Source organism: Alkalinema sp. FACHB-956, assembly GCF_014697025.1.
Classification (GTDB): domain Bacteria; phylum Cyanobacteriota; class Cyanobacteriia; order Leptolyngbyales; family Leptolyngbyaceae; genus Alkalinema.
The window spans coordinates 55076-79396 of record NZ_JACJRC010000022.1; the positions used below are offsets into that span (position 1 = coordinate 55076).

Sequence of the window (24321 nt, forward strand, 5' to 3'; positions counted from 1 at the left end):
CTGGAACGTTGGGGCTCTAGGACTTGACAGATAGCCTCACTAGTTCAGCCCCCACTGGTTCAGCAAGTCTGCCAGCCAACTGGCCCTGCAATCGCCAAGCGAGAAATAAACAGGCTCAAGGAATAACCGGACTAATAATTATAAGAAAATTGTTAATTCTTGTAGATAATCTAGCAAAGAGTTGATTGAGGATGGGAATGCTATGGATCTAGAGTCATCCCAATCAGCGACAAGCGGTAAGACATGGTTATCTCGATCTCGGCAAATCCTAGCGTTTCTCTACATTTAGGCAATTTACTGCACCGAATTAACCACCAGATTCGGAAATCCATGGATCTGGTCACCATTCTGGATGCAACTGCCACAGAGTTACAAAGATTCTTGGAGATCGATCGCCTCAAAATTTACCAATTCCATGGCGATGGCAGTGGCAAAGTCGTGGCGGAAGCCCTGGGAGCAGAACAGCGCTTACCGACTCTGTACGGCTTAAACTTTCCAGCGGATGATATTCCACCCGAGATTCGCCAGCTTTTTATCGCAGCCAAAGTAAGAACGGTGGTCGATGTTTCATCCCGCGAAATTGGGCAAAGCTGCCTGCGCGATCCACAAACCGGGGAACTGCAAGCAGAAGATTGGCACTTTCGCCCCTTGGATCCGTGTCATGCAGAATATTTAACCGCCATGGGCGTGAAGTCTTCCCTGGTGGCTCCGATTCTGCATCAGGATCACCTCTGGGGTCTGATTGTCGCTCACCATGCTGACCCAAAACGGCTGGCCACAGAGCAGATTGAAGGGGTGCAACTGGTGGTTGACCAAGTGTCGATCGCGATCGCCCAAGCCACCTTAGTGCAACAAGCCCAGGAAAAAGCCTCGCGGGAATCGGCGCTCCGACGCATTACGAACTTTCTCTATTCCTCTACCCAGATTGAACTTCAAGCAGCCCTCGAGGAAACCATTAAGGCCTTTCAGGGAACTGGCGGACGTTTATTTATTCGACCTGGCGTGTTGACGCAGGCGTCAGATCTGGCTTCGACCCATCAGGTCATGGAAGCCATGGTCTACACTTGGGGCTTACAACCCGATCAACAATTCTCTCCCCTCTCCAATATGGAGGAATGCCATGGGCTACAACAACACTTCGCGACGGGCGAGGGGCTAGCTTGGGCAATCAATGACATCTTTCAAGTTCCTGTACTGCGAACGATTCAGCCCCTATTCCATACCACCTCCATTCGTAGTTTGTTGATTATTCCCTTAATTGCAAGACAACGGCTGCTTGGGTACTTAACCGTTTTTCGCAATAGCTTTGAAACCGAAACTCTGTGGGCCGGAGAATTTAATCCCGATCAGCGACAATTCTATCCCCGTCAGTCCTTTGAAATTTGGCGACAGTCTCGCACCAATCAAGTGCACTCCTGGACAGACAGTGATGTAGAACTATCACAAGTGATTGGCAATCAATTTTCCGCTGCGATCGAACAATATGAACTCTACCAAAAGCTACAAATCCTCAACGCAAGCCTTGAACAGCAGGTAGAACTTCGCACCGCTGAATTGCAAGAAACGACGGATGATTTACAACAGGTAACGGATCAACAACACATTCTTTTTGAAGTGGTGACTCGCATTCGTGAGTCACTGGATTTGCAAACGATGTTCCAAACCACGACTCAAGAAATCTGTCAGGCATTGCAAGCCGAACGTGTTGCCCTTTACCAGTTTCATCCAGACTGGAGTGGTCGTTTTGTGGGGGAATATGTTGTATCCGGTTGGAGAAAGTTAGTCGAACAAGACTCCGGCATCACGATCGAAGATACCTATCTCCAAGAAACCCAAGGAGGACGATATCGGAATCACGAATTTTGGGTTGTTAACAATGTTCAGCAGGTTGGGCTTGCCGACTGTCATATAGAGCTATTACAGCATTTCCAGGCTCAGTCCTTTGTCATTGTCCCAATTTTTATGGGACAAGATTTGTGGGGACTGCTGGGTGCCTATCAAAACTCGCAGCCTCGTGAATGGGAAGAGTCGGAAGTCAAATTTCTCGTTCAAATTGCAGCCCATCTAGGAGTGGCCATTCAGCAAGCAAGTCTTTTGACACAGACACAACAGCAAGCAACGGAATTAGAAAATGCCTTAGCAGAACTCAAGCAGACCCAAACCCAACTGATCCAAACCGAAAAGATGTCTAGTTTAGGGCAGTTAGTGGCGGGGGTGGCCCATGAAATCAATAATCCGGTGAATTTTATCCATGGCAATATTCGTCATGTGAGCGATTATGCAGACGATCTGCTCAATTTGTTGAAACTCTATCAACAGGAGCATCCCATTGCCAGCGATCGGATTCAGGATTGTCTTCAGTCTGTGGATTTAGATTTCCTCGTGGAGGATTTACCCAAGACCTTAAATTCCATGAAGATTGGGACAGAACGGATTCGACAAATTGTCTTGGCTCTACGCAATTTCTCACGGCTGGATCAAGCGGAAATTAAACCCGTAGATCTCCATGAAGGGTTAGAGAGTACGCTGATGATGGTGCAACATCGTCTTAAAGGCCAGTGTGATCATCTCCCTATCCAAATCGTGAAGTCCTATGGGGGCTTACCTGAGGTGGAATGCTGCGCAGGGGCCATCAATCAGGTCTTTATGCACCTGTTGAGCAATGCGATCGAGGCGATCGAGGAAAAAAGGCGGCATCTGTCGTTAGAAGAACGGGCCTTGTATTTGAGTACGATTGAAATTCGGACAGAAGTTGTGAATGACGATCGCGTCGCCATTCATATTGCTGATAATGGGCAGGGAATTGCTAAGGAAATTCAACAATTGATTTTCGATCCCTTCTTTACGACCCGTCCCGTTGGCCAAGGCACAGGTTTAGGGCTCTCCATCAGCTACCAGGTCATTACAGAACAACATGCAGGGAGTGTGACTTATACATCGGATTGGGAACGGGGCAGCGAGTTTACGATCGAATTACCCATTACCTTCCATGGGTAGGTCAACCCGATGGAGACAACGTAGTAATCTCGATAGAGACAACTCAATACAGTCAACTTCAAATACAACCCATTCCAGCAATGAGCCTACAATTAACGCATCGCTGGAATGGGTTTATCGATTCAGGGGACTCTACTCCCCCGCCCCCCGAAAGTGAATTCTCCGTCCAAGGACAGGGGATTTGTGAGGGACATTTTTGTGAGGGATATATTTGTGAGGGACATTTTTGTTTATTGAACTCACGTGATATTCACAACTGGGTCGCCACCTTCGTTCTATCCTGCTTTTTGCTGGCGTTCCTGTTGGCGTTCGCGAATTTGTTCCAGCGTGCCCACCGGAATTGCCTGGATGAGCGTTTTCGTATATTCCTGTTGGGGGGATTCGTAAATCCGATCGGCAACATCCATTTCCTCGATTCTGCCACGATTCATCACCATAATGCGATCGCTCATGAATTTGACAACGCTGAGGTCATGGGAAATAAAAACATACGTTAGGCCAAATTCCTCTTGAAGCTCTTTCAATAAATTCAACACTTGCGCTTGAACTGAGACATCCAAAGCGGAAACAGATTCATCACAGATAATAAATCGAGGATTCATCGCCAACGATCGGGCAATACAAATCCGTTGTCGCTGTCCTCCGGAAAATTGATGGGGATAGCGGGTCATGGCATCTGCCGACAAACCTACTCGGTTTAGCAGATAACTAGCACGATCGCGAAATTCACGGCTATTTTTACCACCAAAAATCTTCATCGGTTCCATAACCGCTTCCCCGATACTCATGCGTGGATCGAGGGAACTGAAAGGATTTTGGAAAATGATTTGCATTTCCTTGCGCAATTGCCGGAGCGCATTGGGCTTTAATGCCAGAATATCTTGGCCATCGAACAGAATTTTACCCGACTGTGCATTGACCAATCGCAGAAGTGTTCTTGCTAGCGTTGTTTTACCACAACCGGACTCACCCACCAATCCCAGGGTTTCCCCAGGATAGATATCAAAAGAGACATCATTGACCGCCATCATATAGTGCTGGGTTCGCCCCAACACACCTTTGATGGGATAAGCAACCCGCAAATTTTGTACCGATAGCAGCGGGGGTTGCGATCGCAGAGCCTGCAAGCGATCGTGTTTTTCCGCTGGTGTCACTTCTGGGAGGGTTTGTAAAACCTGATCCACATTGACCTGTCGGGCTTCAATGCGTCGCTCCCCGGTTTCCGTGGTCACAACTTCCATGAAATCGGAGACGGTGGGCAATACTTTGAACGAGCGATCGGGGCGAGGCCGACAGGTTAACAATCCTTGGGTGTAGGGATGGCGCGGCTGTTCAAACAGATCTGCTACAGCCCCGTATTCAACAATTTTGCCTTCATACATCACCGCAACTTGATCGGCAATTTCGCCGATGAGACCCAAATCATGGGTGATAAAAATCATGCCCATGCCCCGGCGATCGCGCAATTCCCGCAGCAATTCCAGCACCTGGGCTTGAATGGTGACATCCAGCGCCGTTGTCGGTTCATCTGCAATCAACAGCGCAGGATTACAGGAAATTGCCATGGCAATCATGACCCGCTGCAACTGTCCACCGGACATTTGGTGAGGATAGCGATTGAGCAGGGCTTCCTTTTGCCGATTCATAGCGCGATCGATTTCCCTCACCCCGTCCGTCAGCAACTGTTCCCGCAGATCATGGTCACTGGGCAGCAAGCGCACTTCCTGGAGCAGGGACACAGCTCGACGACGGGCTTCCGCTTCTCCGACCTGTTGGTGGAGTTGGATTGCTTCGGTCAGTTGGAACCCGATCGTATGAACCGGATTGAGGGAACTCATCGGTTCCTGGAAAATCATGGCAATCCGTCCACCCCGCAGGTCTCGTAGCTGCTGGGGCGCAATTTTTAATAAATCAATCTGGCGATCGCCCTCCTGAAACCAAATTTCTCCGGCTGTCACCTTTCCCGGTGGGCTGGGTACCAACCCCATCACCGCTAAGGAGGTGACCGATTTTCCGGATCCTGACTCGCCCACAATGCCCAGGGTTTGTCCCGGCAAGACCTGAAAGGAAATCCCATCCACCGCATTAATCACAGTAGGGGCATTGCCTTTGCCAGAACTGGCCTCGGTGGTGAACTGTACTTGCAGATTGCGAACATCCAGGATGGGTTGAGTCATAGCGGCTACGAAGGTGAACAACTCCAGACTAGCTTATTTGCCATCTTACAGGAGGACTCCTCTATTCAGGTGCTCTCCGGTTGCAGTGGAGAGTGAATTTATTCCAGGTAAGTTGAGTGAAGTCGCCGCCGGAGATGACTTTGGGAGTTCTGTCCTTATGCAGGGGCAGAACTCCCAAAGTCATCAAATCCTTCTATCCGCCAGTTCAAGTCTGAGTAGCTGGGTAGAACGATCGCACTACCGTAGTTAACCCCATTCATGTACCACACTTGAGTAGAGCCAGTACCAGGATTCACCCAGAAAACATCCAAAAATCCATCCCGATTAAAGTCGCGAATGCCCTGAATTTGCCAATTTCCACTGGGTGCTGGCTTCACACGATAGGACTGAACCAAATTAAAGCCGTTCATTGTCCAGATAGCTACATCTTGGGTCGAGGAATTAAACCAGAGAAGGTCTACTCGACCATCTTTGTTAAAATCACCAATTGATTCAATACGCCATGCAATATCTGCCACTGATGGTAAGTTGATGCTTTGTAGATAGCTAAATCCATTCATTTTCCAAATCGCTGTCTGCCCAGTGCGGTAATTGCGCCAGAGGATGTCAGGTTTACGATCGAGGTCAAAGTCCGCAATACCTTCAATTTGCCACGACAGATCGGCAACCGTGATCAGAGTGTGACTTCGAACATAGCGATCGCGATTCATTTCCCAAATGCCAACTTGGCCAGTAGAGCGATTTTGCCAAAGGATATCAAGATCTCCATCCCCATCGAAATCTGTCGCCCCTTGGACTTTCCAGCTTACATCGGTTACCTGAGGAATGTTAAATGTGGCAGTCACAAGCTGCGTATTGTTCATGATCCAAAAGCCACTAGATCCCGTGCGCTGATTGCGCCAGAAAATGTCAACTTTTCCATCCCCATTAAAGTCACCCGTCAATTCAGCCTTCCAACTCAAATCATCAATTCGAAAAACGTTAAATGCTTGATTAAAGGTGGAACTATCAACTGTCCAAATATAGGTTTCACCCGTTTTAGAATCTCGCCACAGGATATCAGCATTTCCATCAGTACCAAAATCACTCAAACCGGCAATCGACCAACCGCTAGGTGCATTCGGTAGCACAACCGCCACTCCATAGGCATCGCGATTCATATACCACAGTGCGACTTCCTGGGTTTGCTGATTTTGCCACAGGAGATCCGAGCTACCATCTTTATTAAAGTCTGAAATCCCCTTAATCTCCCACTGAGCTTCAGGAACCCTAAACAATTTGGTACTGCTAACGAACCGACCGTTATTCATGATCCAAATCCCATTTTCTCCAGTGCGGTAGTTGCGCCAGAGGATATCAGACTTAAGATCGCCATTGAAGTCCGCAATTCCTGCAATTTTCCAGGACAGATCCGGAACCGATAGCAAATCAACGGGTTGCAAACGAATTCCAGTCGCATCAGGGCGAATCAACCAATCGGCCATCGCCCCTGTAAGTTGATTTCGCCAAACAATATCAGTCACCTTATCGCCATCTAGATCACCGACGCTTTCAACAACCCAATCACCATTCCCAATTGTGAGCAGGCCATAACCGTTAGCGACGACAGTGCCATTCATAGCCCAGACTTGTACTGCACCCACTTGCGTTTGACGCCAAAGAATATCAACCCGTCCATCACCTGTAAAGTCTCCAATGCCTTCAATCTTCCAATTAGTATCCGCAACAGTTGGTAGAAGTACATCTTCAACATAGCTGGTTCCGTTCATTCGCCAAATCAAATTGGCTCCAGTGAAGAGGTTACGCCAGAGAATATCAGCATCTCCATCTCCATCAAAATCTGCCGTACCCTGAACTTGCCAATTGGAGTTGCCAATAGATTTGTTGAGGTTATATTGGTTGACCGAGGGAGTTTGATTGATCTGCCAAAAGACAACATCACCTGTATTGGTATTCCGCCACAAAAGATCGGTATTGCCATCAAGAGAGATATTAGTTGCCATATTAGCTGCATCATCGTTAATAATTAAACCGTTGGCAGAAGCTGTACCAATTGTTGCTCCAGAGGCATTACTTAACTGGACGGAGAAGTTCTCATCAGACTCAGTAACCGTATCTCCCTTGACATCGATCGTAATGACCTTAGAAGTCTCACCCGTAGCAAAGGTCAATGTTCCTGCTTTTTGGACATAGTCGTTATTCGCGATCGTTGCTGTCCCATCTACGGTTGTATAGTTCACCGTCACTGGAGTCGTCGCAGCCTGGGAAAGATTGACGGTAAATGTAAAGGCTTTGGTGCCGCTGTTACCTTCAGTTTGCGCCGCGTTAGTCGGTACAATGCTCAGACTGGGGGACGGGGCAACATCATCATTTTGAATAATTCCATCTTGGCTGGCGGTCCCGATCGTCACACCGACAGGATTCTTCAGTTGTACCTTAAAGGTTTCATTCGATTCGACTTTCGTATCTCCATTTACCGTAATACTAAACGTCTTTGTCGTTTCACCTGCATTAAAGGTCAGACGGCCATTACTCACTGCAAGATAGTCATTATCCGCGATCGTTGCAGTGCCATCGATCGTGTCATAGTCAACAGTCACAGTCGAAGTGGCTGCTTGGGATAAGGTTGCTGTAAACGTATAGGTCGTTGTTCCTGCATTGCCCTCATTTTGGCTAATCGCAGTCATTCCTAGGGAGACAGTGGGTAACTGTCCGTTGGTAGAGTCGTCATTAGAAATGGTTGCAAAGGCTGAAAGGACATCAATCTTAGCGTTAGTTGGGTTGCTCAAGTTCAGCGAGAAGTCCTCATCCGCTTCAACAGTATCATCTCCACGAATGGTCACATTGACGGTTTTACTCGTTTCCCCAGGTGCAAAGGTGAGAGAACCTGACACTGGCACATAATCATTGCCTACTGAAGTGGCCGTCCCATCCACCGTTTCATAGGTAACGGTCACAGGTTGTGTAGCAGCACTGGACAACGAAATTGTAAAGGTCACAGTTTTTGTGGTTCCAGTATTCCCTTCAACCACAGTATTCGGCGTGGCAATGACGGAAAGCCCGGGTAATGGGGCAGCATCATCGTTGACAATTTCACCCGTTGCTTCGGTGCTTCCCAAGAGTGCATTTTGAGGATTACTGAGTTGGAGTTTGAACGTTTCATTCGCTTCAAAACTGGGATCCCCAAACACTTCGATCGTCACGGTTTTAGTCGTTTCACCGGCAGCAAAAATTAGTGTACCGGCCTTGCCACCATAGTCTGCGGATAGACCAGCACTCACGGCTGTACCATCGACGGTGGCATATTGTACTGAGACCTGTTGCGTAGTGGGTTGATCTAGCTGGATAGTGAATTGGTAGAACTGGCTACTGCTATTACCTTCCGATTTAGAAACTAAGGTTGGAGTGACAGAAATTCTCGGGACAACGGGAGCATCATCATCGGTAATGGTTCCGGTACTCGCCAGTGTTGCAGCTCCACCCGTGAAGGTGGCGTTACTAGCACCACTGAGTTGAACTTGGAAGGTTTCATTGGCTTCCGGTGTTGTGTCTCCAGCAACTTGAACGGTAATGTTTTTACTAGTTTCGCCAGGATTGAACGTTAACGTCCCCGTATTTGCTGTGTAGTCCGATCCCGCAGTGGCTGTCCCATCCTGGGTCGTATAGTTAACAGTGACAATTTCACTGGAGGGGTTTGACAAATTGATGGTGAAGACTGCAGGTGTATTACCACTATTGCCTTCCGCTGTAGATACATTCGGCGAGGCAAAACTGATGATCGGTCGGACATCATCGTTCGTAAGCGTTGCAGTTCCGATCGTGTTGCCCGCAGTAATTGTTGCTCCAATCGCATTCGAGAGTTCTAGGGTAAAGGTTTCGTCCCCTTCAAATTTCGTATCCCCATTGACTTGGATGGTGATAGTTTTCTCCGTTTCCCCTGCAGCAAAGGTTAACGTTCCATTCGCAGCTGTGTAATCTTCACCCGCCAGCGCGGTTCCATCTTTCGTGGTGTAGTCAAGCGTAATCGGCTGCGTTGCCGCTTGGGAAAGCTTAACGGTAAATGTATAGTTGACCGTACCACTGTTCCCTTCTGCCGCGCTGAGGGTTAACGGGATTAAGCTGATTTTGGCTGTCGTATCATCATCGGTGATTGTACCCGTCGCCAATAATTCTGTAGCCCCACCTGTTAATGTTGCATTAGTTGCACCCGTTAACTTCACTTGGAAGTTTTCGTTATCCTCTGGAGTCGTATCTCCCGTAACCTGAATCGTAATATCCTTAGTGGTTTCACCAGGATTAAAGGTTAACGTTCCTGTACTAGCAGTGTAGTCTGAACCCGCGATCGCAGTGCCATCCTGCGTCGCATAGTTCACCGTAACAACTTCACTAGAGGGATTGGAGAGTTGAACTGTAAAGGTCTTAGACGTTGTCCCGCTATTGCCTTCTGGATTAGCAACGGTGGAGGCAATAAAGCTAATCGTGGGACGAAGATCATCATTGGTAATCGTTCCCGTTGCGGTGGTGTTACCAGGCGCGATCGTGGCGCTGCCCGTGGGGTTAGACAACACCAAGGTGAACGTTTCGTCCGTTTCAAACTTGGTATCTCCTTTCGCCTGAACCGTGATTGTTTTTTCCAGTTCTCCCGGCGCAAAGGTGAGGGTACCCGCCAGTGCCGTGTAATCTTCTGCGGCTAGGGCGGTTCCATCTTGGGTTGTGTAGTCCACCGTGATGGGCGTACTGGAAGGCCCAGACAGCTTCACCTTAAAGTCATAGGCTGTATTACCACTGACTCCTTCCGCTTGACTCAAGGTCAACGGCTCTAGCGTAATCACAGGGGGCAGTTCATCATTGGCAATCACACCGGTTGCGGAGGCTGCGACACTGTCAATAATGGCCCCCGAGGGGTTCAACAATTCCACCACAAAGTTTTCAGGGGATTCAAACGTGGTATCACCGTTGACCAGAACAGTAATTGTTTTAGGTGTAGTATCATTGGCCGCAAAGTTCAGCGTACCTGTAGTGGCTACAAAATCTGCCCCTGCTCCCGTGGAAATGGCCGTTCCATCGACGGTACGATAATCTACGGACACAGGAGTTAAACTCGGTTGTGATAGGCTCACCGTAAACGTATAGGCGACAGTCCCGCTATTCCCTTCCGTGATCGTTGGAGCCGATGCCACGATCGAAAACTGAGGCGTGTCATTATCCCGAATCGTACCCGTTGCCGATGGCGTTGTTGCTAAAGTTGCGTTAACTGAAGGACCACTGAGGACAACGTTGAAGGTTTCATTCCCCTCAACCAAGGTATCACCAACCACTTTGATGGAAATCCGCTGGGTGGTTGCGCCCGGAGCAAAAGTGATGGTCTGAGAAAAGGCTTGATAATCGGTTCCCTCTGTCGCAGTTCCCGCTAGGGTCGCCACATTCACGGTCACCTCTTGAGCACTTGCCCGGGACAGCACGACATCAAATTCATAGTCCGTTGTTCCCGTATCCCCTTCTGTCAGCGATGGCACAACAGGAACGATCGAAATTTCTGGTTTAGACAGAGGAACGGTTACCGCAAATTCCGACGTATCACCGCTTTGACTATCGATCGCCGTTGCACTGACTAGACCTGTGACTGCTGTTGCAGTGGTAAAGGAAATATCTGCAAAGCCATTGCTAGCGATCGTGACATTCTGGAAGCCCAGATACACCTCCCCCTCACCATTGGTCGAGGAATCAGCGGCGGTATTACTGAAAAATTCCACGCGAATCGTGCGTCCAGCAATTCCATTCAGACGACCTGTAATAATCGTTTGATTGCCTGTGAGCGTGTTCTCAGCCACCAGGGAAATCGGGAAATTTTGCAGATTATTGATACCTGTATCCGCATCCCCCAGATCATTCAACGTGACGCCATCTGCACCTAGATCAATTCCTAGTCCAGTATTGTTAACGATCGAGTTGCCAGAGATACGGTTACCTGTTCCTGAAGTCACCGCAACCCCTACCTGTCCATTAGCGGTGATGACATTACCACCTGTGGTAGCCGCTGCATCTAAACCAATGATATTGTTATTCCCTGCAATTGCAATCCCATTTCCCTTGAAGTTGGTAATTTTCAGACCTTTAACTTGGTTACCATTAGCCGCAAGGTTTAACCCATTCGCTGTGGCAGCGATCGCGGTGCCATCCAATGTGATGACAGGCGTCGTTGCAAATCCAGCTTGGCTAGTGCCATCAATCGTGACGGTATCAGTAACGTCCGAAAGGGCTGATTGTAGCGCGATCGTATGCGGCCCAGCCCCTGGGATTTGGAAGGTAATGGTATTCGCCCCAGCAAAGGCATTGGCATTTAAAATAGCCTGACGGAGCGATCCCTCACCCGCATCATTAGTGTTCGTCACTACAGTGTCGTTATCTGTAATTGAGACGGTGGCACTGGAGGCCGCACCACTGATTAAAAATCCACCATCGTCCACCAGAGCAAGATCGATCGTTTCCGTTGCTTCTGCAGGAATATCATCGATCGCGGTAACCGTTAAAATCGCTTCTTTAATATTATCGGCCAGCGTCAGCGTCACCAGTCCCGTATTGGCATCCCGAACCAGCGTAGCGCCTATCGTAGTCGTTGTAATGGTATAGTCTTGCAGCGAAGCCGTTCCCGTAACCTTTGGTGTTAACTTAATAATGAGTTCACCTGCTGGATCGGTACGACTGACCCGATAGATTCCCGTATCACCACCGGCTTCTGCTGCGGTTCCATCCTGGGTCACGATGCTAACCGTTTGCTTCAATTCAGTTCCAAAGACATCCGCAGCACGATTGAGATCATCGTCTACCAAATTACTCGCATTACTAGTAAACGCAATATAAGCAGCATTGCGGCTGAGGGTCGGATCGTTGGAAGCAGCATTCCCCGACTCAATGTCCAGGTCATCTACGCTAATCAACCGAGTACGCCCCGTGACCGTATCGCGCACAAAAACATCTTGGATATTCCCGTTTGTATCCCCTGTCACCAGATTCGAGGCGGTGCTCACAAAGGCAACATAGCGACCATCCGCACTAATGACCGGATTGACAGATCCCGATCCATTACCACTACCTGTACCAGCAGAATTGACACTCACCAGTGAAGTCTGCCCCGTTTGCATATTTCGGATAAACACATCCGGTGCATTACCATTCGTATCCGTAGTCGTAGTTAAATCACTCGCTGCACTCACAAAGGCAATAAAGTTACCATCGGCGCTGATGGTCGGCGAATAGGAACCTAGTGTGGTGAATGTTCCGGTTGTCACTCCAGCTGTTCCACTAGTATTCACACTAACCAATGCGACGGGATTAGATGCCGCTTGCAAGTCATATCGGAAAACGTCTTGGGTGCCATTCGCATCATTCGCAACAAGGTTAGTAGCGTCACTGACAAAGGCAACATAGCGGCCATCATCACTAATGACTGGATTGAAGGAATCGTCATCTCCAATGCCACTCCCTCCTGTGCTGAGGAGAGTAACCACGCCGGTTTGAGTATTAAAGGCAAAAACATCCTGGGCATTATTGGTATCCCCCGCGGTCAAATCACTGGCCGTGCTGGTAAAGACTACATACTGGCCATTCGCGCTAATCGTCGCATTCGCAGAAGCGGCATTTCCACTGCTACCAGAAACTGTCTTACTGACTAGTTGAATAGTTCCCGTTGAGCGATTCCACAGAAAAACATCCTGGGCATTATTATTGTCATTAGCAACTAAATTGCTGGCTGTGCTAGTAAAAACAACGTACTGACCATCGTTACTAATAACAGGATTTGCGGATGCTCCATTCGCTAGAGTAGCCCCAACTTTACTAACGAGTTGAATGGTACCCGTCGATCGATCGTACAAGAAAATATCCGCTTGGTTATTGGTATCGCCCGCCACCAAATTAGAGGAAGAACTGGTGAAAACGATAAAATTGCTATCACCACTAATCATCGGCGTAGAGGACGCCCCATTGCCAGCATTACCGGATGTCGTCCGACTAACCAACTGAATGGCATTGGGATTACTACTGGGTAGCGTGACATCCCGCAAAAAGATATCCGTAACCCCATTGGCGTCCCCTGACACCAGGTTATCAACTGAGCTAGTAAAGACTACATAACGACCATCGGCGCTAATTGATTTATTAGAAGTCACCTCAGAGTTTCCGTTACCCGTAATTGAAGTGCGGGTAGCTCGAGAAATGAGTGTGACTTCACTGGTGGTCAAGTCTGTGAAAAAGACATCTTCTGCGCCGTTCGTATCTTGGGGCACTAAATTCGTCGCATCACTGCTAAAGAATGCAAACTTCCCATCACCGCTAATAGCCGGATTTTGCGTACCACTATCCCCCACCGTTGGAGTCGTAACCCCTTGCCGCCGGGTTACGAGGGAGAGTACTTGAGTGTCCACGTTATAGGCAAAGGCATCAGCACGGTTGTTGGTGTCATTGGCAATTAAATTGGTTGCACTGCTGACAAAAACGATCGTTTTCCCATCATCACTTATGACAGGGCTAAGGGAGGAAGAATTGCCAGCTACTCCACCCACTTGGCTAATTAAGCGACTAGGATTGGTTGCATCCAAATCTCGCCAATAAACATCTAAAGCGCCATTGGCGTCTCCCGTAGCAACCAAGTTACTCGCTGCGCTAGTAAATGCTAAATATCGTCCATTGGCACTCAAGACTGGAGCATCAGAACTGCCATCCCCCGCTTGAGTTCCCGTGGAGCTGACACTTCCCAGAATAAAGTTACCTGATGCACGATCCCAAACATAAATATCATTGAAAATATTGGTATCGGTTGCCAATAGCCGGGAGGACGTTGCAAAAGCAATTCGTCCACCGTTAGCACTGATGGCTAACCGCCCAGAAACTGTACCGCTGCCACCTGATACGGCTGGATTAATACTAATCTGATCAAAAGTGCCACTGGTGACGCCATAGACAAAAACATCCGCTTGGGAACCATCGTTATCCCCAGGAAGCAGGTCATTGGCAGTACTGATAAAGGCAACATATTGACCATCGGCACTCACAACAGGGTTAAAGGATGAACCGTTACCACTTCCATTGAAGTTTTGGTTAATACTCACCAGTTCCAAGCCATTTGCCTTTGTCCAGACAAACACATCCAACCCAGCTAGGCCATTCCGATCGGAAACACCCAATAATCCAGAGGCCGTACTGGTAAAGGCAACAACGGAACCATCTTGGTTGATGACGGGGTTACTGGAGGTTCCAGCTTGGGTCACACCACTCAAACCACTCAGCAACGTGATATTCCCGGTACTCCGCTCCCACAGAAATACATCTTCTAAATTGTTATTATCCGTAACACCACTGACGAGATTACTGGCACTACTCACAAAGGCAACGTAGTTCCCATCACCACTAATGACAGGTTTGAGCGAAGTTCCGTTACCAGAACCCGTATTGGTTGCGTTATGACTGACTAATGTGTAGGTATTGTTAACACGATCGTAGAGAAATACATCCTCTAGACCATTACTATCCTGAGCTACCAAGCCATCAGACTTACTGGTAAAGACAACATATTGGCCATTCTGGCTCACCATACCGGGAGAGATCGAGCCTCCCACAGTGGTGCTGGACAAGGTGGTTTGAATTTCGGAGAGGAGTTGGGTGTTGAGGTTGTATCGATAGTCAGCAGGCTGGAGACTGGCAGCCGTAATATTGCCAACCTGTGCTTCCAAAACCCAATCCCCATCCAGCCCGGTCAAATCATCTGAGGCCGCAACATCCGCACCTGTGAACTGAGCTAACCCTTGCAGCAACGATCGGCCGATCGCGCCTTGCCCCACCTCACAGCCATACAGCAGGATATCTGCGTCAGCGGTTAACGCTTGGGCCCAGGATTTGAATTGCTGGGTATAGGAAGCCAGGTTCTCTTCGCCCAGCCAGGAATTACCCAGTTGGAGTTGCCCTGCCGCCCCATGGGAGAGAATGTGGACTGACTCAATCCCGGTATGTTGTAAGAGCGTTGCAGTAATTTGTCCGATCGCATCCTGGTAGGGGTTAAGGACATAGACCGCAGCATGGTCATCGACACTCTCCAGCAAAGACGTGGCATCCTGTACCCCAGCATCAATAAAGACCAGCGAAGCAGGCTTGGCTGAAGAGATTCCCTGCCAAGGGGTTAAGGGAGATGCCCCGTAGCGATCGAGGCCCAAGGAAGATGAAGGGATATTGAGTGAAGATGAATTCCAGAGGGAAGACCCAGCAAATTCCATGCTCTAAACTCCTGAGATTGGCAGGTGCGGAACAGTGACAACGCCGTTTAAACCAGTAGTTCAAACAAGCAGTTCAAACAATGAGCCTATTCCCTAATGGGCGATCGGGCTGCTACAAGATAACCGCTGAAGCGCAGTTTCGAACGTGAAACTTGCGTAAAACTTTGTCGAAGTTGGTTTATTTTGTTACCAGAGTGATACTAGATCTGAGATCCGTATAACCGTGTAAACAAAGTTAGGTTGCCCAAAAGCTCGCAGGAGATTTCACGGATTTTCCAGTCTTGATGAAATCTTGTCCGGATTTCCAGAGATTCATGAATTCCGGGGGATTGGGGAACTTTCTCGGAGCAAGCGCTAGGAACCTAGCGAGTGCATCTGAGATCCGATAAATGCCCCCTGAATACCCCCCTTAAGCTAAGGAGTCAAGCTGGGTTGGGCTACGGTTGAAGCATCGTTGAAACATCCTGGATTCGTTTTTTGGGGTACGCTGTGCTCCGTATAATGGGGGCTGACCCCATGCTAGTTCGTACAAATGTTCCCTAGTTTTTTACCCGATCGTACTGCGCAACTGACCGAAGCCACGTCCACAATGCTGGCCCAAAACATCCAACGCCAAAGCATCACCACACCGCTGAGCTTGTCTGCGATCGACACTGCCTTTGTCCACCAGGGGCAGGGCGGTACTCCGATCGTGCTCCTGCATGGGTTTGATAGCTCTGTGTTGGAATTTCGTCGATTATTGCCTTTACTGGCAGCGTCCCAGGAAACGTGGGCGATCGATCTTCTGGGCTTTGGATTTACCGATCGGGCTGTGGATCTGAGCTTTGATCCGGAAAGTATCAAAACGCACCTGTACTACACCTGGAAGACTTGCATTGGTCGGCCTATGGTGTTGGTGGGGGCGTCCATGGGGGGAGCCGCCGCGATCGACTTTGCCTTGACCTATCCCGATGCTGTGGCGCAGTTAGTTTTGCTGGATAGTGCGGGCTTTGCCAAAAGCCCGGTACTTTCGAAGTTCCTATTTCCACCTTTAGGCTATTTGGCAACAGAATTCCTGCGCCAACCGAAGGTGCGCCAACAGGTCAGCCTCAAAGCCTACTACGACCCCCGTTTTGTTACCCCCGATGCGGAACTGTGCGCAGCACTCCACTTGGAATTACCCCGCTGGAGCCAAGCCTTAATTGCCTTTACCAAGAGTGGTGGCTATGGCTTTTTGAGCGATCGCATTGCCCAAGTCTCTGTACCAACGTTAATTGTGTGGGGACGCCAGGATGGAATTTTGGGCATCCGGGACGCCGATCGTTTCCACACCACGATTCCGCAAAGCCAGCTCCTTTGGGTTGACCAATGCGGCCACGTCCCCCATTTGGAAAAACCCCAGGAAACCGCAGACCATCTCTTGAGCTTTATCCATTCTTCCTGAGCTATCTTTTTCAACAATCCGCCTAAGATCTACTTAAGCGATCGCGGGTACTTAGGGCAACTTCATGCAGCACCCGCTTGTTGGTATAGATTAGGGTTAATCTAAAACCATCAATAGGGTTAATGCAAGCAAAGGGCTGTGCAATCACAGGGCGGTTGCAACAACAGGGCTGATAAAATGGCGAAGCGGCTCGTTTACCTAACCTTGTATGAGTAACCTACAAATCATCTCTGACCCCGACTTTGAAACCGAAGTGTTGAAAGCGGACAAACCTGTGTTGGTTTATTTTTGGGCCGCTTGGTGTGGCCCCTGTCGGCTGATGGCTCCGCTGGTTGAAGCGATCGCTAATAGTTACAGCGATCGTTTGAAAGTCATCAAAATGGAAGTGGATCCCAATCCAGAAAGTGTTGCACTGTGCAAAGTGGAAGGGGTTCCGGCTCTCCGGTTTTTCCGGGGTGGAGAACTCCTCAACCAACACGAAGGCGCGATTCCTAAGCAAAAGTTGGAAGATTTGGTCAATACCTATCTCGCAGCCTAGATTCCCCTTAGACGCCCCTTGGACTGAGAGTCTCTTCCTTCCATCTTGGGCATCGTCAGAGCCAATTCAATCAGACCGGGGCCAAATCCCCAGACCCAGTCTGATGGTTGATCGCTTTCCCGATCGGCACGGTTGCGTTCCTGACGAGCCTGCTCTTGGGGCGTGAGATAGCGGGTTGTCGTGCAGTTGATTTATTTATAGAGTTCCAGGGTGGGTTTACGTTTGCACCGAGGATTGTAAATGGCGGAGTACAGAATCCCCAAGGTTTGATAGAGATCTTTTTTGCTGCTGTATTCACCGCGATATTTTTGGGACACAACTTCGATCGCTAATTGCGGCAAAATGCCCTGCTCTTCCCAGAGGACATAGCTAGGCCGCAGACCTTCACTTTTAACACTTTCTACGCCAATGCTGAGGAACCCATCGGGCACGATCGGGGGAACATCTGGGTTGTAGTAAATCCCCATATCAATCCCGAAAAACCAATCACTCCGGCCTGCCCAAATTTCCGACGAGAAGCCCTAACCAACTTCTACAATCAAAAATACGCCCCTTTTGTTGAGTTAGTTGCTATGCAATTTGCCGATCGCCTAATTCCCCTGCAAGCCAACGTTTTTGCGGATATGGATCGCGCCAAAGCCCAAGCGAGAGCGACGGGGCAAGATATTATCGATCTGTCCCTAGGATCCTCAGATTTGCCGACGAGTCCGCACATTCTGCAAGTGATTGCCGATTCGCTACAAGATCCGGCGACCCATGGCTATTTACTCTTCAATGCGACCCAGTCCTTTCGTCAGGCCGCAGCCCACTGGTATGAGCGGAAGTTTGGCATTGCTGTTGATCCAGAAACGGAGGTGTTGCCGCTGATTGGATCCCAGGAAGGCACGGCCCACTTACCCTTGGCGATCCTAAATCCGGGGGATTATGCGCTACTCCTCGATCCAGGCTATCCATCCCATGCGGGGGGCGTGTATCTCGCAGGCGGCCAGATTTATCCCATGCCGATCCGGGAGGAGAACCAGTACTTGCCCGATTTCGCTGAGATTCCCACTCACGTTCTAGCTCAGGCAAAAATGATGGTGCTGAGCTATCCCCACAACCCTACCAGCGCGATCGCGCCGTTGGAATTTTTCCAGTCTGCCGTCGCCTTTTGCCAACAGCATAATTTGGTTTTGGTGCACGACTTTCCCTATGTGGATTTGGTATTTCGGCAGGAGCCGGTGCCGTCCATTTTGCAGGCAGATCCGGAAAAAACCTGCTCGATCGAATTTTTCACGCTGTCCAAAAGCTACAACATGGGCGGATTCCGCATTGGTTACGCGATCGGCAATCGGGAATTGATTCGGGCATTGCGGCAAATTAAGGCCACGGTGGATTTCAATCAATACCTCGGCATTTTGCAGGGGGCGATCGCGGCGTTAACGGGGCCGCAGGAGACCGTTCAGCGGACGGTGGAAACCTTTCGCAAGCGGCGTGATGTTTTTGTCCAGGCGCTCCACGCGATCGGCTGGGCCGTCCCTGCACCGGAAGCTGCCATGTATGTGTGGGCGAAGCTGCCGCAACCCTACGCCCAAGATTCCATCCAATTTTGTCAAGATTTAATTGCTCAAACGGGGGTGGCCGCTTCGCCGGGGGTGGGCTTTGGGCCTGCGGGGGAGGGGTATGTGCGGTTTGCCCTGGTGCATGAGCCAGCGATCTTAACCGCTGCGGTCGATCGCATAGCGGGCTTTCTAGCGAAGAGCAAACTTGCTGGCACAGCCCCAACGTAGCGGCAACGTAAATGCCAGTCGGTTAATGCAGTAGGAGAATACCCGTGGGGAATCCGTCGTCAATGTGCCAAGAAAACGTGGAAATTTCCCAAGAAAAAAGGCTATCAGCAACGAATTGGCTGTGTCCTAGGCCAAATCCCAAAAGCTGATAACCCACTGTCACTCATCGGACAAACTTGTTTTGTGGAGTCTCCCAAGGTGGGAGCATTCTCCAGCCAGTTTTAGATCGGTACGAAGGCGATCGTAGAACTGGTTTTAATCTCTTGATAGACCTTCGTCGTAGGGCAAAAAATCTATCAGGAGCATTCTAAACTGAGCGATTCTAAGCCAAGAGATTCTAAGCCAGCAGTTTCAAGATTCAACGCACTTAGAATCAACTCCTCTAAGGTGACGTATTCTTCAGGACTCAAGCCTCCAACACAATAGGAACTGTAACAGTGACGTAGCGCCGTTCTGATCACGGCGGCTTGGACAAATCGACGAGCGGCGGCTTGGGCCAACCTTGGGGATTGATAGATTCCCCGATCGCACCACGCTTCCTGATCAGAAGACGTGCAGTGAAACGAGTAACCTTCAGGGTTGGGGATCACCTTGATGAGCCACCCGCAGTACGTATCCATCAGCATTCATTTGCCATCCAATCCAACATGAATTGATCTGGATGGATCAGCTCACCTCGCCTTCACTTTTCCACAAGAAAAGCCAAAACATGAGACAGGCACCCTTGTACAGGTTGACCCCTGTACACGTTGACAATTGATTCAATTTTCAAGCGATCGGCTGCACTGACCCAGCAGATTTAATGTATCAAACTGCCCGAGGGAAAACAGGGTGGGAAGTGGGGAGAAATCGGGGGGATTTGGTTAAGAACGCCCTTGACATCTGGCCATAGGGGGGAATTTTCATCATGGATTGCGGAAATTGCATAGTACTGGGGCGATCGGGGCGATCGGGCACCTTAGCCACGGGTCAGGGGTGCTTTGAGCCGATAGCCCATTCCATGCACTGTCTCAATAAAGTCCTCGGGGGAGCCCGCAGCTTTTAACTTTTGGCGGAGGGCTTTGATGTGGGATTTAACCGCTTCTTCGGTGGGGGATTCCGTGAGGGACCAAACTTGTTCGATGATGCCCGATCGGCTGAGGACGCGCCGCCCATTGGAGACCAGCAGTTCCAAAATGGCATATTCCTTGGGGGTCAGGCTGAGGGGCTGGTTAGCATAGGTGACTTCGTAGGTGCTGGGATCAATTTGTAACTCCCCCCAGGTCAGTTGGATGGCGGTGGGATTGCCACCCCGCCGCAGCAAGGCTCTGACCCGCGCCATCAATTCCTGCAAATCAAAAGGCTTTACCATATAGTCATCGGCCCCCGCATCCAGCCCGTGGATTTTATCGGAAATGGTGTCCCGTGCCGTTAACATCAGAACGGGGAGGCGATAGTTGCGGTTGCGCAATTGGCGACAGAGGCTGAGGCCATCCAGCTTGGGGAGGGTAACGTCTAAAACCAGTAAGTCATAGTCTGTGGCAGTGAGCCAATTCCAGGCTGTTTCGCCATCTCGCACTACATCGACGAGATAGTGATGTTCAGATAAAGCATCACTTAGGACTTCAGCGATTTGAATATCATCTTCAACCACTAAAATTCGCATAGCCTTTCTTCACTGCTGTCCCTCTTTATCGTACCGATCGGAATTGATTCTGTCAGTCATGCCAAATAAATTTGTGTGGAATAAAGGAATACGTTGGGGGAGGGGCAAAGGGTTCTCGGAACAGCAGTGGTTGGCAGCAGGATTCTCCACGGTGGCGATTTGGCTGGGGATCAGCAGCTGGGCGTCCTATCACAATACAACAGAGTTTATTGACACAACCCAAAAGTTGCTCCATTCCTATGAGGTGACGCGCACCCTGGCCACAATTTCTTCAGAGATGACGATCGCGGAATCGAGTCGGCGGGGCTATGTGTTTGTGGGCAATCGGGAGGAACTCGATCGCTATCAAGAAAGTGTGGCTCGGCTAGTATCCAGTTTGCACAGCTTGGAAGGTCAGTTAGGGCGTAATCCGACGCAGTTGGAATATTTTAACCAAATCAAGCAGTTGATTCCCCAACGACTTGCGTTATTGGAACGATCGATTCAGCGCTATCGGGTTACGAATCAAGTTGATTTGGAACAACGGCAGATTACGACGGAAAGTTTACGGTTGCGCGATCGGATTCAGTGGCTGTTGGCGGAGATGCGAATCGCAGAGGAAACGCTGTTAAGGCAGGAGTTACAGCATTCCCAGAATTTAATGCAACGTCGTATGATTTTGGAGATTTGGTTAACGTTTTCGATGTTTTTGGTGCTGTTGTTAGGATTTTTGGCAGTGTATCGCCAGGTAATGAAGCGTAAACAATTGGAAGCGATGGAAGAAAAGTGGGCACAACAGCAGGAGTTAAGTGAGTTAAAGCTGAAGTTTTTTTCGATGGTGTCCCATGAGTTTAGAACACCGTTAAGTGTAGTTTTGGGATCGAGTCAACTGTTATCGGAAAATCATAGCCAGTGGTCGGCGGAGAAGCGATCGCAGAGTCTCCAGCGGATTTACTCTTCGGCGCAGGTGATGAAGCGGCTATTGACGGATATTTTGATGTTTAGCCGTGCGGAAGCAGGGAATCTGGAGTTTGAGCCGGAGTGGATTGAGTTAGATTCCTTTTGCTTAAATTTAGTAGAGGACATGCGAATGGCTGATCCGATGCAAGATTCGATTCAGCTGATCAGTCATTTCCAGGGTCAGCGGGTTCATATTGATGAGAAGTTAGTATATTCGATTTTGAGTAATTTGCTGTTGAACTCTGTAAAGTATTCCGCTGCTAACCAGGATGTTGTTTTGATTGTGGAGGTCGATCGAGCCGATTTACTCTTTTATGTAAAAGATCATGGTATGGGCATTCCTGCGGAGGATTTGCCCCATTTGTATGAACCGTTTTACCGAGGGCGGAATGTATCTACAATCGCGGGGACGGGGTTGGGCTTGGCGGTGGTGAAGAAGTGTGTGGATCTGCATCGGGGAACGATTACGGTGGAGAGCCAGGAGGGGGCGGGAACAGTGTTTACGATCCGGTTACCTGCGGCGATCGCGGAGGCAGGACCGTAGTACCCAATCCATTTGTGGCGATCAGGGCAGTCCGATCTCGGGTTTGATGGGTTCAATTCTACCAAAGATGAAAATCTCCTCAATTATATCCACCCTGCCCCGCAGCCAACCGAGCAATTGTTGGGCATCGGTTATGAGCTATTACTATTACTATGGTGACGGTACAGACAACAGGTACTGAAACCGAAAGCAGGCCATCAACTCAAATCTTTGCTACAAAATTTACAATAAAACAACCTTGGCAATAACCTAGCTCTTTTAATAAAAATCCCACAATAAAGTATCTTGTTTTCATAACGTACTGTAGATTAGTGGCGTAGATCATTTCAGAGTGCCGGATCTAATGCTACCCGTTCGCCCCAAACAAACCCGATCGCTGCTGACCGCTGATGGCATCCGCCTAGACGCCGACATTTACACCCCCGATCGCCCCGGTGAATATCCCATCCTGTTGATGCGCCAACCCTACGGACGCGCGATCGCCTCCACCGTCGTCTATGCCCATCCCACCTGGTACGCCGCCCACGGTTACATCGTCGTCATCCAAGACGTGCGCGGACGGGGCAGTTCCGAGGGCGAATTTCGGTTATTTGCATCGGAAATCAGCGACGGAGAAGCCACCGTTCACTGGGCCGCTAACCTGCCCCAAAGCAATGGCAATGTGGGCATGTACGGCTTCTCCTACCAGGGCATGACCCAACTCTACGCAGCCGTCAACCGCCCCGCCCCCCTGAAAGCCCTCTGTCCCGCCATGCTGGCCGACGACCTCTACGCCGATTGGGCCTACGAAGGTGATGCCTTTTGCCTGCAAGCCAACCTGGGTTGGGCCATCCAACTGGCCGCAGAAACCGCCCGCAGATCGGGGGACGAAGCCGCCTTCCTGCGCCTACGCCAAGCTGCCCACAATCTCCCCCTGCAAGATCCCCTTCCCGCCAATCCCGAACTCCTGCAACACCTGGCCCCCAACTCGTTCTACCACGACTGGCTGCACCGTCCCGCCAGCGATTCCTACTGGGCCACCCTCTCCCCCAAAACCTACCACGATCGCCTCGCCCATCTTCCCATGCTGCACATTGGCGGCTGGTTCGATCCCTACCTGCGCGGCACGTTGAATTTATACCAAGCCCTGGCCGATCGGGGACAAGCCCCCCAGCACCTCATCATCGGCCCCTGGGCGCATTTACCCTGGGGACGCAAAACGGGAATCATTGATTATGGCAATGCTGCGGTCAGTCCCGTCGATCAACTACAAATTCGCTGGTTTGATTACTGGCTCAAAGGCATTGATAACGGCATCACCAACGAGAAACCTGTGCAATTGTTTGCCATGGGAAGTAACACTTGGCAATCCCTAGAACAACTACCCGCCAGCTTTACGCGACCCCCCCACCCACCCACCCACTCGCCTACTCAGCTACACCTCCACCCAACCGGCCTCGCGTCAATGCAATCCGCCCCGCTCTCCCCCCAGCCCCTAACAACACCCCCGATCGCCGATCGCCTAGTCCACGATCCCTGGCGACCCGTTCCTGCCCTTGGCGGCCATGCCAGTGCACCTGCGGGCGTCTTCGATCGAGCCAGCCTGGACGATCGCAGCGACGTACTGACCTACACCACGGAACCCTACCCGGAACCCTGGCATTTACTCGGCACCCCGATCGTCCAGCTCACCGTGAGCAGCGATGCCGTTAGTTTTGACCTCTGCGCGGTGCTCTCCCAGGTGTTGCCCAACGGTCAGGTGCACCCGATCGCCCAAGGGTATCGCCGGGTACATCCCTCGTCTGAACGATCGATCGAGGCCCCCGTTACTCTTACCATTCCCCTGCAAGCAACCTATATTCAAATTCCAGCCGATGCAGCCCTGCGATTAAGCATCAGCGCTGCCTGCTTCCCCGCCTATCCCGTCAACCCCGGCACCGGAACGTTACCCGCCGCTGCCCGTGCGATCGACGCGCAAATCATTACCCTCCAGATTCAGGCTGGCTCAGTGCAGTTCGATCGTTCGATCGCTAACGAGGAATGAA

General features: G+C 50.1%; 11 protein-coding genes. 6 read left to right on the plus strand and 5 right to left on the minus strand.

Features of this window, described 5'->3' with window-relative positions; translation table 11 throughout:
- The first annotated feature begins 243 nt into the window (after positions 1-243).
- Positions 244-2997 carry a GAF domain-containing protein gene (locus H6G21_RS19535; RefSeq protein WP_190575090.1) on the plus strand — a complete coding sequence of 918 codons (2754 nt, stop codon included), beginning with the start codon at positions 244-246 and terminating at the stop codon, positions 2995-2997.
- Between the two features lie 275 nt (positions 2998-3272).
- Here H6G21_RS19535 and H6G21_RS19540 read toward each other — a convergent pair whose 3' ends face one another.
- Together H6G21_RS19540 and H6G21_RS19545 are read right to left on the minus strand one after the other, a co-directional pair.
- Positions 3273-5174 carry an ABC transporter ATP-binding protein gene (locus H6G21_RS19540; RefSeq protein WP_190575091.1) on the minus strand — a complete coding sequence of 634 codons (1902 nt, stop codon included), beginning with the start codon at positions 5172-5174 and terminating at the stop codon, positions 3273-3275.
- Positions 5175-5329: 155 nt separating this feature from the next.
- Entirely contained in the window at positions 5330-15439 is a 10110-nt protein-coding gene (locus tag H6G21_RS19545; RefSeq protein WP_190575092.1) for a Calx-beta domain-containing protein, read from the minus strand.
- Positions 15440-15971: 532 nt separating this feature from the next.
- Between H6G21_RS19545 and H6G21_RS19550 the strand changes: the two genes are divergently transcribed.
- On the plus strand, positions 15972-16862 hold the full coding sequence (locus tag H6G21_RS19550; protein WP_190575093.1) for an alpha/beta fold hydrolase: 891 nt from the start codon (positions 15972-15974) through the stop codon (positions 16860-16862).
- 208 nt (positions 16863-17070) lie between these two features.
- Positions 17071-17400 carry a thioredoxin family protein gene (locus H6G21_RS19555; protein WP_190575094.1) on the plus strand — a complete coding sequence of 110 codons (330 nt, stop codon included), beginning with the start codon at positions 17071-17073 and terminating at the stop codon, positions 17398-17400.
- Between the two features lie 191 nt (positions 17401-17591).
- Here the strand turns inward: H6G21_RS19555 and H6G21_RS19560 are convergent, their stop codons facing one another.
- A complete protein-coding gene (locus H6G21_RS19560; RefSeq protein ID WP_347278043.1) occupies positions 17592-17906 on the minus strand; it encodes a Uma2 family endonuclease in 315 nt (104 codons plus the stop codon).
- Positions 17907-17972: 66 nt separating this feature from the next.
- Between H6G21_RS19560 and H6G21_RS19565 the strand changes: the two genes are divergently transcribed.
- Complete coding sequence (locus tag H6G21_RS19565; RefSeq protein ID WP_190575096.1) at positions 17973-19169, plus strand: LL-diaminopimelate aminotransferase; 1197 nt, start codon at positions 17973-17975, stop codon at positions 19167-19169.
- A gap of 296 nt (positions 19170-19465) precedes the next feature.
- Here the strand turns inward: H6G21_RS19565 and H6G21_RS19570 are convergent, their stop codons facing one another.
- A complete protein-coding gene (locus H6G21_RS19570) occupies positions 19466-19795 on the minus strand; it encodes a hypothetical protein (protein WP_190575097.1) in 330 nt (109 codons plus the stop codon).
- A gap of 332 nt (positions 19796-20127) precedes the next feature.
- Complete coding sequence (locus H6G21_RS19575) at positions 20128-20814, minus strand: response regulator transcription factor (RefSeq protein ID WP_190575098.1); 687 nt, start codon at positions 20812-20814, stop codon at positions 20128-20130.
- Positions 20815-20872: 58 nt separating this feature from the next.
- Here H6G21_RS19575 and H6G21_RS19580 point away from each other — a divergent pair, with 58 nt between their 5' ends.
- Positions 20873-22297: an ATP-binding protein gene (locus tag H6G21_RS19580; protein WP_190575099.1), complete on the plus strand. Its 1425-nt coding sequence runs from the start codon at positions 20873-20875 to the stop codon at positions 22295-22297.
- A gap of 343 nt (positions 22298-22640) precedes the next feature.
- Positions 22641-24320: a CocE/NonD family hydrolase gene (locus H6G21_RS19585; RefSeq protein WP_190575100.1), complete on the plus strand. Its 1680-nt coding sequence runs from the start codon at positions 22641-22643 to the stop codon at positions 24318-24320.
- Position 24321 lies beyond the last annotated feature (1 nt).